Raw genomic sequence first — 12,676 nt, 5'->3', positions numbered from 1 at the left:
GCCGAGGCGAGCACGCCAGCGTACTTGACGGTATGAAAGCGCGGCGGCGGGACGCTGGCCGCGAGGCGGGCGCGGAGGTCCCTGCGTCCATGCTCGCGACACCCCACCCCGATCGGCTCGTGGATCTCTCGACTCCGGCTTTCGGCGAGCCGAGGTGGAAGGGGACGAAGCTCGTGCTCTGGAATCAGTTCGGCAACGCGTTCACCGGGGTACACTGCGCCGTCGGCACGCGCGCAGGCCAGCCCCACCACCTGTACACCACGGACCTCCACGAGGCGCGGACCGCGGGCGTCGCGGCCGAGGCCGAGGGGTATTTCTTCGTGGCGCGCGATCCAGGCATGAGCGGCACGACCGCGCTGCTCAGGGCGCGCTTCGGGCCGAACGCCGCGCGCGCCGCGACCTCGCGCTCGCGGAGCTCGGCCTCGGTCGCCGGGCCGAGGCCCCGAAGCGCGAGCGCCAAGCGCGAGCGCCCGGGCCGCGAGCTCGCGCAGCCCGCTGTGCGCGCGCCGCCGGTTGATCCCGCGCATCTCCTCGCCCAGGGCGACGTCGAGCCCGCGGCCGCGGAGCAGCGACAGCAGCGCGTGCCGCCGCTCGCGCGCCAAGAGCTCCTCGTCGAGGCTGGCCTCGACCCCCGCGGGGCGCGCCGTCAAGTTGGTGAGCCCCAGCGCCTCGCGCTTCAGGACGAGCCCCGCCGCCCTGGCCGCGGCCGAGAGCGGAGCGCGGGCCGGCGCGTCGATCTTCTGCAGGCAGCACGAGACGAGCGCCAGATCGCAGGGCGCCTCGGCCGTCGCCGCCACCATGCGATCCCCGAGCTCGCCGCAAGCGTGCAAGCCGACCGGCAGATCGTCCGGAGCGAACGCCAGCGCCTGCTCGAAGGCGTCGAACGCCACGAAGCGCGCGCGGCCCCCGGCGGCCAGCGCGGAGGCCGTGGCCACACGGTCGGACTCGCTGGGCGACGGAGGGAGGCGAGGGCGACGGGGGCATGCGAGAGCCGGGGGCGGGGCGAGGACTACCGGATCCGCGCGGCGCCAGGAGGGCGCCTCGGGCGCGTCGCTGGGGGGAGATCGCCGAGGCCTGAGCTCGGCTCAGATCGGTCGATGCGCTGGTTGCCCACGATCCGCGCGCCCCGCGCCGAGACCGGCGGCGGGAAAACCTCGGACGTCCATCCAGGGCTGGGTCGCTCGCCCCCCTGATACGCAGCGCTCTGCCCAGCTCTGGCTCAACGGCAGGCGGGCCTCTTCCCGCCGTTCCAGGGCGTCCGATCGGTGATCCGCGTCGCGCTCGAGCGCGTCGCCACGTCGTGCGGTTACGCGGTGCCGCTCCTGGCCTACGAGGGCGAGCGGGACACGCTGTCCAGGGCAGGTCCCAAAGGTGGGGCTCGACGTCTCCGAAACGTTTGGACTTCCTTCTGTGGAACGTGGTGTCAAGATGGATCCGGGGCACCCTGACGCCTCGCGGGTCAGGCGCCTGGAGAGACGACGAGAGGAGAGGAAATGAGCGGCGGGCTGTTCTCGAATGACGCGATCGCGACCGCACCGGGCTGCGCCGCCGCGGCCATCGCTTGGCGCTATCGGGGCCGTATCCATGCCACGATCGTGGTCAAAGCGACATTTTGCCTCGTGCCCGACGGCACCATGCGACGGATCGAGCCCGAGCGCATCGTCGAGCACGACGTCCCGCATCACGACAACCCGAGCAGCAGCACCCGAATCACCCGCGATCTGGCACCTCATCTGACCAAGGTCGATGTCGTCCTGACGGGACACGCCTACTCACCCACCGAAGCGCCTGCCCAGTCGGTGCAGGTGGGCTTGGCCGTGGCCGACGAGGGGCGCACGCTCCTGCAGAAGTCGCTCCTGGTCCGCCACACCGCGGCATTCCAGCGGATTCCTCTCGTGTACGAGCGGGCGTTCGGCGGGGCGGGGTATTTCGACAACCCCGTCGGTCTGGGGGCGCTTCCCGGTGACGGGGAGCCCAACCTCGTCGCGCCGGCCGGCCCGCGCAGGCCCGCGTGTCTCGGCCCGATCGGCGGGACATGGCCCTCCCGGCGCAAGCTCCTCGGCGCGTGCCAGCGGACGAGCATCGAAGCTCCGTTCGCGGATATCCCCGATGATTTTGCGTGGGAATACTTCCAGGCAGCGCCGCCCGATCAGCGGCTCGACCGCCTGCGCGGCGGTGAGTGGATCGTGCTCCACGGGGTGCGCCCCGGCGTGCCGCGCCTCGCCACGAGGGTGCCGCGCGCGCGCGGCCTCGCGAGCGTCTCCGGATTGACCGAGCACGGCCTCGCGGATGGGACGCTCGTGCTCACCGCGGACACGCTCCGTATCGACGCCGACGAGGAACGGTGCACGCTGGTGTGGCGCGGGCAACTCGCGTTGCCCAGCCGCTCGGCGCTCGCGTCCATGCGAGCGGCCGTGTCCGTGGAGGTCGAGGGGGAGCCGCGGTCATGGCCCGAGCGCTCGACGCCGGCTGCGAGGGCGCAGCCGGCGCCGATCCCCGCGGTCTCCGGCAAGTCGGAGGCCGGGGCCACCGCCGGCGCCGCGCGGCACGGCGGTGCGCCTTCGAAGGCGCGCCTGCTCCACACCGTGCCGCTGGAGGATGAGCCCGAGGGGGCGCCGCGCCCGAAGCCCGCCACGCTGCCGTTCCATCCGGAGCTGCCGCCAGCGATCCCGCCGGCGCCGGCGCCTCAACCTCGGCGCCGAGGACGCGAAGACCTCCTCCTCACGCAACCGTTCCCGACCGCCACGGGAATGGTGTCGCAGGGGCTGGAGCGCGGCACGCTGCCATTTGTGGTGAATCGTCCGTCTGACAGCGCGCCGCACCCCGTTCGCGGCGCATCTCCCGCCGAGATCGAAGAACCAGCGCACCGCGCGCCTGCCGCCGAAAGCGACGTTGCTGCCTCGGCGGCCGCGGAGCCTCCCCTGCCCGATAGCCCGCTGCAAGCGGCGCCGGGGCCCGAGGCGTCGCCGGCGGGCTCGGCGGTGTCCTCGAGCCCCGCGGAGCCGCGAGCCGCCGGGGCCGCGCCCAGGAGGGTTCATGCGGCGGAGCCGGAGGCCTTCTCCGAGGGTGAGACTCCGCCGCCGGCGCCGCAGCCACCGCCGCGAGCGCCGGAGGCTCCCGGTCGTTCGGTGGACGTGAAGCGCGTGCTCTACGGCCGCTTCACCCGGTGACGGCCATCGCAGCGGAACATCCGGCGAGAATTGCCGTATCGCTTGACGTGGTCGACCTTCCGCGGTCTCTTGATATCCATGTCGGCAAAGCACCCGCTCACCATTCGCCTGGAATCCGCGGCGTTCCGCTGCGATCCCCTGCGGGTCCGCACGCTCCGCGGCCGTGAGGCCATCTCGCAGCTCTTCTCGTTCCAGATCTCGATCCTGTGCCTCGATCCCGAGGGGCTGCCGAGGGACGAGGTCGTGGGCGCCGAGGCGACGATCGTCATGGAGCGGGACGGCGTCGTGCTCAGGCGTGTTCACGGCATGATCGCCGAGCTCGTGGATCGCCTGGAGGTCGAGGCGGAACACCGGAGCTACGATCTGCTCCTCGTCCCGCGCGCGTGGCGCCTCACGCTGGTCGAGACGCAGGAGATCTTGATGGATCTCACCATCCCACAGATGATCCAGCAGAAGATCGAGCTCGTGGGCCTCGCGTCGGATGTCCAGCATCGGCTCCTCGAGGCCTATCCGCCGCGCGAGTTCGTCGTGCAGTACAGGGAGAGCGACCTCGCCTTCATCTCGCGCCTCGCGGAGCACCTCGGGATCAGCTTCTTCTTCGATCACGGCGAGGAGCGCGAGGTGCTGGTGCTCACCGACCACATGGCGGGGTTCGGCGCCGTGGGCGACGGCGGCGACGTGGCCTTCCGGCCCAGGGGCGAGCGGCGCGACGTCTTCTCGCTTGAGGTGAAGACTCGCCTCATCCCGGCCGGGTACGTCGTACAGGACTACAACTATCGAAATCCGCGCATCGACCTGACGGCGCATCACGAGCTCCCCGCGGCGTACGCGGGAGGCGTCGTGGAGTACGGCACGCACTTCAAGACGCCGGAAGAAGGGAAATTCTTCGCCCGGGTTCGCGCCGAGGAGCGCCAGTCCACGCGCGATGTCTATGTCGGGGAGAGCGATATTCCCGCCTTCGGCGCCGGCCTGCGGTTCACGCTGGAGGGACACCCCCACGTGCAGGAGAGCGGCCTCCTGCTCGTCGAGGTCGAGCACGAGGCGAACCAGGTCGTGGGGGGGCACGGCGGCGTCGAGAGCGCGCCTTCCTACAGGAACTCGTTTCGCGCGATCCCCGCGAGCCGCGCGTACAGGCCGCCCCGGATCACGCCGAGGCCGCGGATCCACGGGCTGCTCAGCGGGGTCGTGGAGTCGAACGCGGTGGGGCGGCACGCGCGGATCGATCCGAAGGGCAGGTACACCGTCCAGTTCCATTTCGACACCGCGGCGGGCGGCGGCGCCAAGGCGTCGCGGCCGGTGCGCATGGCGCAGCCGCACGCAGGACCAGGCTACGGCATGCATTTTCCTGTCAAGCCGGGGACGGAGGTGCTGCTCGGGTTCATCGACGGCGATCCTGACAGGCCGATCATCCTCGGCGCCACGCCGAACGAGTCTGCGCCATCCCCGGTCACGGCCTCGAACGCGCACGTCAACCAGATCAGGACCGTGTCGGGCATCGTCGTCGAGCTCGACGATTACGTCTGAGCACGACGCGGAGCCCAGCGCTCGGCGCCTACATCCTCGGGAAGAGCGACGACCCCCGCTGGAGGACCGGGATCAAGCGCCGAGGTTGTGCTTTTTGCCTTTGAAATTCAGGCCATTGGCGTCCAAGCGGAGCCGACTGTCCTTGGTGTGTTGCAGCACGGCTTTACCCTGCGAGAGAATCACCGCGCCGGCGCCGCCTCGCTCCAGAGCGGCACTCTCCTGGTTTAGGACCAGCTGGCCGCCGTCCTTGAAGTTGAGCGTCAAGTCCGTGTCGGAGAGCTGCAGATATGAGTTTCCGGCAAGGACGGTGAACTTCTTGGCCTCGATCTCGATGCCGGCATGAGTGATGCGGAGCTTGTTGTCGCCCACGCCGAGCTCGATGTTGCCCTCAGCCTCCGTAGCGCCGACGTCGATCTGGAGCAACTTTGCCGCTTCGAGGAAGATTAGACTCGTGCGCGGCTCCTGCGCTGAACCCTCGCGGCGGCCGATCGCGATCGTATGCCCCTTGAGCTCGATCGTGCCACCGGTCTGGTGCTTGTTGGTCGACGCCTCGATCGAGACCTTTTCCGCGGAGTGCACGTTCACCGACTTGCTACCGAACACCTTCACGGAGCCCGTCGAGGCCGTGATGCCGACGTCGTCCCCCGCCCAGATCCCCGCGTCGACCAGACCGAAGATCGTGGGATACATGGAGACCAGGGCGAGCCCCGCCACGCCGTGGACGACGGTATACGCAGGGCTGAAGATCGAGATGCCGCCCGCCCCGAAGAGCGTGACGCCCGGGACCAGGGCGGCGGCGCTCAACCCACCGAGGACGGGGGCGGCTACGGCCGCGGCCGCGGCGGCGATCTCCAAGAACTGCTTTGCGCGCGGCGTCTCGGCGCGATCTTCCCAGTAGCTCTGCATCGCGTCCCAGGCGAGCTTGGAGGCGACGAGCATGTCAAACGCGGTGAAGCTGATTGCAAGGGCGTCAATCGTCCCAGTGTCTGGCGTGCTGTCGAACGTTGCACCGTCGTCCCGCGCGACCTTGACGCCTGCGCTGATGGTGACGCCGCCCTTTCCCGCCACGTACGCCGTGCCGTTCGAGCTGAGGATCGCTTTCCCGCTCGATCCTTGCTGGTGCAGCTGCGCGAAGCCGTCTCCAGCTTCGCCGCCGTCGGCCTGGAGAAAGACGTCTCCGCCCGCTTGCGCCAAGATACGCCCGTTGCGCGCGCTGAGGTAGATGTTCGAGTCGGCGTCGAGGCCGCAGCCGTCGACGTTCGAGAAGGTACCCGCCGGGCTGCTGGTGACGCCGGCCCCGAGGAAGAGGCGCGCGTGGTCGAACGGCACCTCGACCTTGAAGCGCTGTGCGTCCGCGTCCACGAAGTCGAGGTCGCTGGGGACGACACCGGTTCCCGAGAGCGATGCGGAGAGCGGCGAGCCCGAGAGGCGGAGCGTGGCCTGGGCGGGGCCGATCGCATCAGGCACGTAGGTGACCACTATCAGCGTCGGCACCGACGTGCTCGGCACCCTCGCGGGTGAGATCGTGAACGTGCCCCCGACCTCCGGGCTCAGCACGAGCTCGACGTCGCTGCCGGTCGCATTCGTGACGAAGAGCACTTCCACGCGGCTCTGCCCGACCGGCACGTCGCCGAAGGCGATCGCGCCGGGATCGATCGTCAGGCTCGGGATGGTCGTGCCGGAGAGCGTGCAGCGCCCGAGCTCGCCCGACAGGCCCGTCGCCGTCAAGGTCGCCCTGTGCGCGCCTTCGGCCGCGGACTGATACTGCAGGAACAGCTCGGCCTCTTGCCCGGCGTCGACCGTCGTCGTGTCGCCCAGGACGCTGAACTCGGCGGTGCCGGGATCGAGCGCGAGGCTTACCGCCTCGTCCGTGCCGTTCTGCACCACGACCACGCGCACGTCGGCCGCCCCCGCGGGCACGGGTCCGAAGCGCAGCGCGGCGGGGGAGAAGGTCAGTGAGCTCGCGCTGTCGGTGGAGGCGGGGTTCGGCTGGATCGACGTCATGGGCGCGCCCACTATGCCGGAAGATGGCCCCGGCCCATACCCCGAAGCGCGGCATTCTGCTATACGACCCCGATGGGCAGCCCCGAAGACGCCGAGAGCGCGATCAAAGCGATGCAAGAGGCCATGAAGGCGAGCGGCGCCGTGAACCCTGCCGAGCCGGGCGCGATGCCCATCGACTGGTCCACGGAGACGACGCCCGCTGCGGCGAACGGTGTGCAGGTCCTGCACTCGCCGCGCCAGTTCGCCGTCGTGTTCACCGACCACGCGCCGTTCCCGGGCCGCAACGCGCTCGATGGGCGCGCCGGAGCGGAGCGCGCGCGCGTGGTCTCCTCGCTGCGGCTCGACCCCGAGACGTATTTCCAGGCGCTCTGCGTGATGGCGTCGAACTGGAACCGCTTCGTGGAGGCGCACATTCCGCCGCAAATGCGACAGCCACGGTTCAAGCTGCTCGACGCCGGCGACGGGCAGCTCTACGGGATCAAGCGTCCCAAGGAAGACGACGGCGCGTGACGCGGAGGAGTGCACATTCCCCCTGGGCGCCCGGCGCCTCCGGTAGCATGGCGCGTGCGCCGGGCCGGCGCTGAGGAGCCTCGATGGCCGCAACCACCGTCGTCACGAACCGCGCTCATCTGATGGAGCTCTGCGCTCAGGGCAGGGCGCGGGGTGTGCGCGTCGAGGCGGTGGACCTCGCCGGCGTCGATCTGCGCGAGATGGACCTCCAGCGAACGCAGTGGGTGAGCGTGTCGCTCGCGGGGGCCAAGCTCGCCGGGGCGCGGCTCACCGGCGCGCAGTTCTCGGGGGTCGAGCTCGCCGGGGCCGACTTCAGCGGCGCCGACCTGGCCGATGCCCGGCTCCTCGGCGCAATCCTCACGCAGGCGCTCCTCGTGGACGCCAACCTGGAGGGAGCCGATCTGACCGGGGCCGATCTGCGCGAGGCGCGCTTCCTCCGCACGGACCTCTCGGACGTCACGCTCGCGGGCGCGTCGCTCGCCGGGCTGGATCTCACGACGTGCCGTGTGGGGAGCTCCGCGCTCGGCGCGGCCGATCTTCGGGGAGCACGCTTCTTTCTGGCGGACTTCAGCGGCGCGAACCTCACGACGTGCAAGCTGGACGAGCGCACCGAGCTCCGCCAGTGCCTGCTGGAGCGGGTCGAGGGCTCGGGTGTGAGCTTCCGTGGCGCGAGCCTCGAGGATGCCAACCTGTCCGACGCCAGGCTCGAGGGCGCCGATCTGCGCGGGGTCAAGGCGGGCCAGAGCTGCTTTGCGCGGGCCGATCTGCGGCGAGCCAAGCTCATGGGCCTCCAGGGCAAGCGCGCGGACTTCACCGAGGCGAGGCTCGATGGGGCCGATCTCTCGCAGGCCCTCCTCGAGGACGCCGAGCTCGTCCGCGTCATGGCGCCGGGGGTGCAGCTCCGAGGCGCACAGCTGGGTCAGGCCAGGCTCGGCAAGGCCGATCTGCGGGGCGCCTCGCTCGAGGGCGCCTCGCTTTCGTGGGCAGACCTGTCCCACGCGGACCTGAGCCACGCCACGCTGGCCCATGCCATCCTCGATTTCGCGAACATGCATCGCGCGAACATGAGCCAAGCGCGGCTCTCGGGCGCGAGCAGAAATGGCCTTCGCGGGACCGATCCAGACCGGGCGGCGGCGGAAGATTTCTCTACCAACGGGTGACGTCATGATGACAGGACATGGGGCAGCGCAGCGAGGAGGAGTGTCCGTCCAGCCCGTGGTCGAGGCGCTCGTGCTGGGCGTGGAGGAGGGGCGCGTCCGACTGCGCGGCGTTTCGCGCTCGGAGACCGAGTGGACGGCCCGTATCGCGGTGCCGGGTTATCGCCCTACGACGGGCGATCGCGTGCTCGTTCAGGAGGCGGACTCGGGCACCGTCTACGTGACGGGCGTCGTGCACGCCGCGCAGCCGTCCCAGCTCATGGCGCCTTCCGGGGCCAGGGCGACCGTCAAGGGGCAGGTGCTCGCGCTCTTCGATCCCGGAGGCGCGCTGGTCGCGAGCCTGGATGGTGCCACGGGCGAGCTGAGGATCTCCGCGACGTCCGATCTCGAGCTCTCGGCGCCGGCCGGCCGCGTGATCCTCTCGGCAGGCGTGGACGGGAGCAAGATCGAGCTGACGCAGGATTCGATCGCGCTGGCGAGCGAGAAGGCACGCGTCTCCGCGGGAGCGCTCGCGGTCGATGCCGTCAAGGCGGACTGGGCGGTGGGCCAGTGGGAGCTGCGCGCCGGCCGCGTCATCGAGCGCGCCATGGATGTGTTTCACGACGTCGAAGGGCTCCTCGAGACGCGCGCCGGGCGCCTTCGCACGCTGGTGTCGAGCACCCTCGAGCTGCTCGGGCGCCGGACGACGATCACGTCGGAGAAAGATACGCGCATCGACGGCGAGCGCGTGCTGCTCGGCTAGCGGCAGGAAAAGCAGGAGTGAGCGCGATGATGCCAGCGGGATCGAAGGGGGGGGCACTTGCATGGGCATGCCCGACGTGTGCAAGGTTCCGGCGCCGCCGGCCCCGCCCATTCCGATACCGTTTCCCAACATGGCGATGGTGAGCAACGCCACGGCGACCTCGACGAAGGTGATGATCGAGAACAAGTACGCTGTCGTCGAGATGTCCGAGATACCGGCCAGCACCGGCGATCAGGCGGGGACCGCGGGGGGTGTCGTCTCCGGGACGGTGGCGCAGAAGGTGGTGTTCAAGCGCGGCAGCTCGAAGGTCAAGATCGAGGGGAAGGGCGCCGTGTACCTCACGGCGCAGACGGCGCATAACGGCGCCAACGCCAACATGCCGGCGGGGCTCCACGACTCTCCCAGCCAGGCCAAGGTCCTGGTCGCGCCCTGAGCCATGCTCGATCTGCCGGTTCGCCGCAGGGAGACGGTGCCCATCGTCACCGATGGATCCATCGCCGCGGCCGTCCGCCCGTGGCAGCTCCAGCCGCCGCAGGACGCGCTCGTCGTGGTGGTCAAGAGCTCGATGACGATCGTCCCGGAGGGGATGGCCGAGCCGCTCCCGCCGGGCGATCAGGAGCCCCCGACCGGGGACGTGTATTTCGACGAGGATCCACAAGGGACCCTCTGGTACGCGTCCGACCATGCGCCTTTCAAGCCGAGCGCCGATATCTTGATGGTGGGGCACGCGTACGCGCAGCCGCAGCGATCCGGCGTCACGAACGTGCAGCTCGCCTTCGGCCGGGTCTTGCGGCTCTCGCTGGCGGCGCTCGGCGATCGGAGGTGGCAGACGAGCGGGCCGTCGGCGCCGAGCCCGTTCGATCGCATCCCGCTCCGCTACGAGCGGGCCTTCGGCGGGCCGGGGTACGAGGAGAATCCCGTGGGCAGGGGTGTCATCCAGGGGGGCGCCGGACCCTGGCTGCCGAACCTGGAGCGAGGGGACAAGCTGCTTCGCAGCGCGCAGGATCGCCCGGCCCCCGTGTGCTTCGCGCCGGTCCCCGCCACCTGGGCGCTCCGGGCTTCGCGGCTGGGCACGTACGACAGCACCTGGCTCAAGGAGCGATGGCCGTATTTCCCGCGGGACTTCGACTGGAGGTACTTCAACGCGGCGCCCCCCGAGCAGCAGATCGCCTATCCGCGCGGCGACGAGGACTTCTATCTGGCGGGCGTGCACCCCAGGCTCCCGGTCATCAACGGCAAGCTCCCTGGCCTCGCGCCCCGGGCCTTCGCGCAGCAGTCCCGCGAGGCAGGCGGCAAGCTCCGGGAGATCCCGCTGAACCTGGACACGGTGTGGTTCGACGCGGACGCGCTGAAGGTCTGTCTGGTGTGGCGTGGCATCCTCAATGTCACGCGTGAGGACGCGCCCGAGATAGCGCTGCTCTATGCGTGCATGGATGACGTTCATGCCAAGACGGCGATCGAGACCGTACAGCAGCGATTCCTTGCCCGGATCGAGGGCGAGACGGCTCCTCGGGTCTCGAACGCGCCGGGCCCCGAGGCCCCGCCGCCTGTCGGCAGCGCCGAGGACGGGTTCCTGGCGGGGCCGGTAGAGCTTCCGCCCGCGATGCCGAGGGAGGAGGCAGCGGCGCTCGTGGCATCCGGGGCCGTCCTGGCGGGCATGAGCTTTTTTCATTGCGACCTCACCGACATGGACTTTCGCGGCAAGGACCTCACAGGCGCGCGTCTCAGCGGTGCCAGGCTCGAGGGGGCGCTCTTCGACGGCGCGGATCTCGCGGGTGCTGCTCTCGACCGCGTCTCGGCGGCGCGCGCGAGCTTCAAGGGCGCAAACCTCACCGGTGCGAACCTCTCCGGCGCGAACCTGACGAATGCGACCTTCTCTGGCGCGAGGCTCGCCGATGCGACGCTTGCCGATGCCAGCGCTTCCGGGGCAGCGTTCGACGGTGCGGAGCTCGCGCGAGCCAACCTGGCCGACGCGACGCTGATTGGCGTCGTCTTCGACGGGGCCAGCGCCGCCGGCGCGACGTTCTCGGGCGCGGTGCTACGCCTCGCGACGTTTCGGCGCGCGATCCTCGACGACGCGCAGATGTATGATTGTTCGGCCGAGGAGTCGAGCTTCGACGACGCGTCCATGGCGCGGTTCAGGGCGGATGACGCGAAGCTGTCGAAGGGCTCGTTTCAGCGCGTCAGGGCGTCTGGGTGCTCGTTTCAGGCCGCCGAGCTCCGGTCGGCAAACTTCATGGACGCGGATCTGAGCGCAGGGATATTCTCGTACAGCGAGCTTGATCATGCCGTGCTCCATCGGGTGACGGCCAAGGGCGCTCGTTTCCGGCATGCCAGGATCTTCGGGGCGCATGCGGTCAAGGCGAACTTCATGGAGGCCGATTTCGAGAGCGCCGATCTGAGCCACGCCGATCTTCGTGGCGCGAACCTCTACTCGGCTGAGACGTTGAAGGCTACCTTGGATCAGACGCGCCTGGATCAGGCGCTCTTGGCAGGCTCGAAGCTCGCCAGGGGCTAGCCCTACTTTCGCAACGCGCGGTCCTGACGTTTAGGAAGGCGCTTGCTTTCCTGGCGCTGCGTTCTGTCGGCGTCTAGATGAAGAAAGACCTGGAAGCCAGCGGTCGAGCTCGAAGATGCGAGCAGCGCGCCGCTGTTCTGCATTCAGTTCGGGCGCGAGCGGGATCGTGGGGCGCCGTCCCTGGGCGCCCGTTGCGGTCCGGACCAGCGTGGCGCGGATGTCGCCGAGGCTGTCCATCATGGCGCGGGCGGAGGCGTCGGTGCCGAGGGCGATGCGTGCCAGGCTGACGCCGACGCTCACTCCACGTCGATATCGACCGGCCCCGCGGCGGGGAACGAGAACGGCTGCTGCTTGATCGCATGATCGATCCCCACACACATGCCGTTGGTGCAATCCTGGTCACCCCAGAAAGTTACATGCGCGGTTATGGTGCCAGCATCGAGCGCGACGAGCTTGTCGCAGGCTGGGGGGAATTCGCGGCTGTCTTGACACTCGGCGGGCAGATCATGGTGCTCGAGGACCCGGCCATCCCAGGTGAGCTCGACGCTCTCGTTCGGCCCGAGGGTACTCAGCTCGCTCGAGAGGCAATCGAGCGGGCCCTGGTCGTCGTTGTCCATGTACCACCCGCAGGTGGGCCACCCGGTCAGGCCGGGCGATTGCGGCATCGCATCGCCCTCGCTGACCCTGAACGCCCTCGAGCATTCGCCGTTGTCGTCGTAATAAATCGGCGTGGCGCGCTTGTTCGTGAGTTTGAAGACCACGTTCCCCGGCGACGCCTCGTCACGCAATTCGTCGCACTGGGATGAGGCCCCACCATCGCCGCCTTGGCCCCCCTCCCCGCCGCCACCGCCTTCACCGCCGCTGCAGCCAAGAAGCGCAATTCCCAAGAAGCTGAGCCAAACAACAAGATGATTTTTCACGGGGACGTACATAAACATGTTTCGTGCCATGTGTCAGCGAGCGTCTAACTAGCTGATTTTACAAGGATTTGACCCTGGTGGCGACGAACAGTCGTGGGCCAACGTGGGCCAGGACTGGCCGCGCTGCCCTG

The 12,676-nt window shown here is 69.6% G+C and carries 10 protein-coding genes; 8 read left to right on the top strand and 2 right to left on the bottom strand.

Going from position 1 to position 12,676, the window contains the following annotated elements:
* The first annotated feature begins 89 nt into the window (after positions 1 to 89).
* The 3 genes from WME85_RS21625 to WME85_RS21615 all read left to right on the top strand — a co-directional run bounded on the left by WME85_RS21625 (position 90) and on the right by WME85_RS21615 (position 4,694).
* On the top strand, positions 90 to 1,193 hold the full coding sequence (locus WME85_RS21625) for a hypothetical protein (RefSeq protein ID WP_437840597.1): 1,104 nt from the start codon (positions 90 to 92) through the stop codon (positions 1,191 to 1,193).
* A 300-nt stretch (positions 1,194 to 1,493) separates the two neighbouring features.
* Positions 1,494 to 3,170: a DUF2169 domain-containing protein gene (locus WME85_RS21620; RefSeq protein WP_437840596.1), complete on the top strand. Its 1,677-nt coding sequence runs from the start codon at positions 1,494 to 1,496 to the stop codon at positions 3,168 to 3,170.
* A gap of 78 nt (positions 3,171 to 3,248) precedes the next feature.
* On the top strand, positions 3,249 to 4,694 hold the full coding sequence (locus WME85_RS21615; protein ID WP_437840595.1) for a type VI secretion system Vgr family protein: 1,446 nt from the start codon (positions 3,249 to 3,251) through the stop codon (positions 4,692 to 4,694).
* A 72-nt stretch (positions 4,695 to 4,766) separates the two neighbouring features.
* On the opposite strand, the gene WME85_RS21610 is transcribed toward WME85_RS21615, so the two are convergent.
* Positions 4,767 to 6,698, bottom strand: coding sequence for a choice-of-anchor D domain-containing protein (locus WME85_RS21610; protein ID WP_437840594.1), 1,932 nt, complete (start codon positions 6,696 to 6,698; stop codon positions 4,767 to 4,769).
* Between the two features lie 72 nt (positions 6,699 to 6,770).
* On the opposite strand from WME85_RS21610, the gene WME85_RS21605 reads away from it, so the two are divergent.
* From WME85_RS21605 to WME85_RS21585, 5 genes are all read left to right on the top strand, one after another.
* A complete protein-coding gene (locus WME85_RS21605) occupies positions 6,771 to 7,208 on the top strand; it encodes a hypothetical protein (RefSeq protein WP_437840593.1) in 438 nt (145 codons plus the stop codon).
* A gap of 83 nt (positions 7,209 to 7,291) precedes the next feature.
* The gene (locus tag WME85_RS21600; RefSeq protein WP_437840592.1) at positions 7,292 to 8,368 is read left to right on the top strand and encodes a pentapeptide repeat-containing protein; all 1,077 of its coding nucleotides are present in this window, start codon (positions 7,292 to 7,294) and stop codon (positions 8,366 to 8,368) included.
* A 40-nt stretch (positions 8,369 to 8,408) separates the two neighbouring features.
* The gene (locus WME85_RS21595; RefSeq protein ID WP_437840591.1) at positions 8,409 to 9,107 is read left to right on the top strand and encodes a DUF3540 domain-containing protein; all 699 of its coding nucleotides are present in this window, start codon (positions 8,409 to 8,411) and stop codon (positions 9,105 to 9,107) included.
* 61 nt (positions 9,108 to 9,168) lie between these two features.
* A complete protein-coding gene (locus WME85_RS21590) occupies positions 9,169 to 9,540 on the top strand; it encodes a PAAR-like domain-containing protein (protein ID WP_437840590.1) in 372 nt (123 codons plus the stop codon).
* Between the two features lie 3 nt (positions 9,541 to 9,543).
* Positions 9,544 to 11,625, top strand: a complete 2,082-nt coding sequence (locus tag WME85_RS21585; RefSeq protein ID WP_437840589.1) for a DUF2169 domain-containing protein — start codon at positions 9,544 to 9,546, stop codon at positions 11,623 to 11,625.
* Between the two features lie 296 nt (positions 11,626 to 11,921).
* Here the strand turns inward: WME85_RS21585 and WME85_RS21580 are convergent, their stop codons facing one another.
* Entirely contained in the window at positions 11,922 to 12,545 is a 624-nt protein-coding gene (locus WME85_RS21580; protein WP_437840588.1) for a hypothetical protein, read from the bottom strand.
* Positions 12,546 to 12,676: the final 131 nt, after the last annotated feature.

The organism is Sorangium sp. So ce1153, from assembly GCF_051521595.1.
Classification (GTDB): Bacteria; Myxococcota_A; Polyangia; order Polyangiales; family Polyangiaceae; genus Sorangium.
This window is presented reverse-complemented; position numbering and strand designations above follow the sequence as displayed.

Coding starts and splice junctions, on each gene's coding strand:
- WME85_RS21625 (WP_437840597.1), top strand. CDS start 90: ATGCTCGCGACACCCCACCCCGATCGGCTCGTGGATCTCTCGACTCCG.
- WME85_RS21620 (WP_437840596.1), top strand. CDS start 1,494: ATGAGCGGCGGGCTGTTCTCGAATGACGCGATCGCGACCGCACCGGGC.
- WME85_RS21615 (WP_437840595.1), top strand. CDS start 3,249: ATGTCGGCAAAGCACCCGCTCACCATTCGCCTGGAATCCGCGGCGTTC.
- WME85_RS21610 (WP_437840594.1), bottom strand. CDS start 6,698: ATGACGTCGATCCAGCCGAACCCCGCCTCCACCGACAGCGCGAGCTCA.
- WME85_RS21605 (WP_437840593.1), top strand. CDS start 6,771: ATGGGCAGCCCCGAAGACGCCGAGAGCGCGATCAAAGCGATGCAAGAG.
- WME85_RS21600 (WP_437840592.1), top strand. CDS start 7,292: ATGGCCGCAACCACCGTCGTCACGAACCGCGCTCATCTGATGGAGCTC.
- WME85_RS21590 (WP_437840590.1), top strand. CDS start 9,169: ATGGGCATGCCCGACGTGTGCAAGGTTCCGGCGCCGCCGGCCCCGCCC.
- WME85_RS21585 (WP_437840589.1), top strand. CDS start 9,544: ATGCTCGATCTGCCGGTTCGCCGCAGGGAGACGGTGCCCATCGTCACC.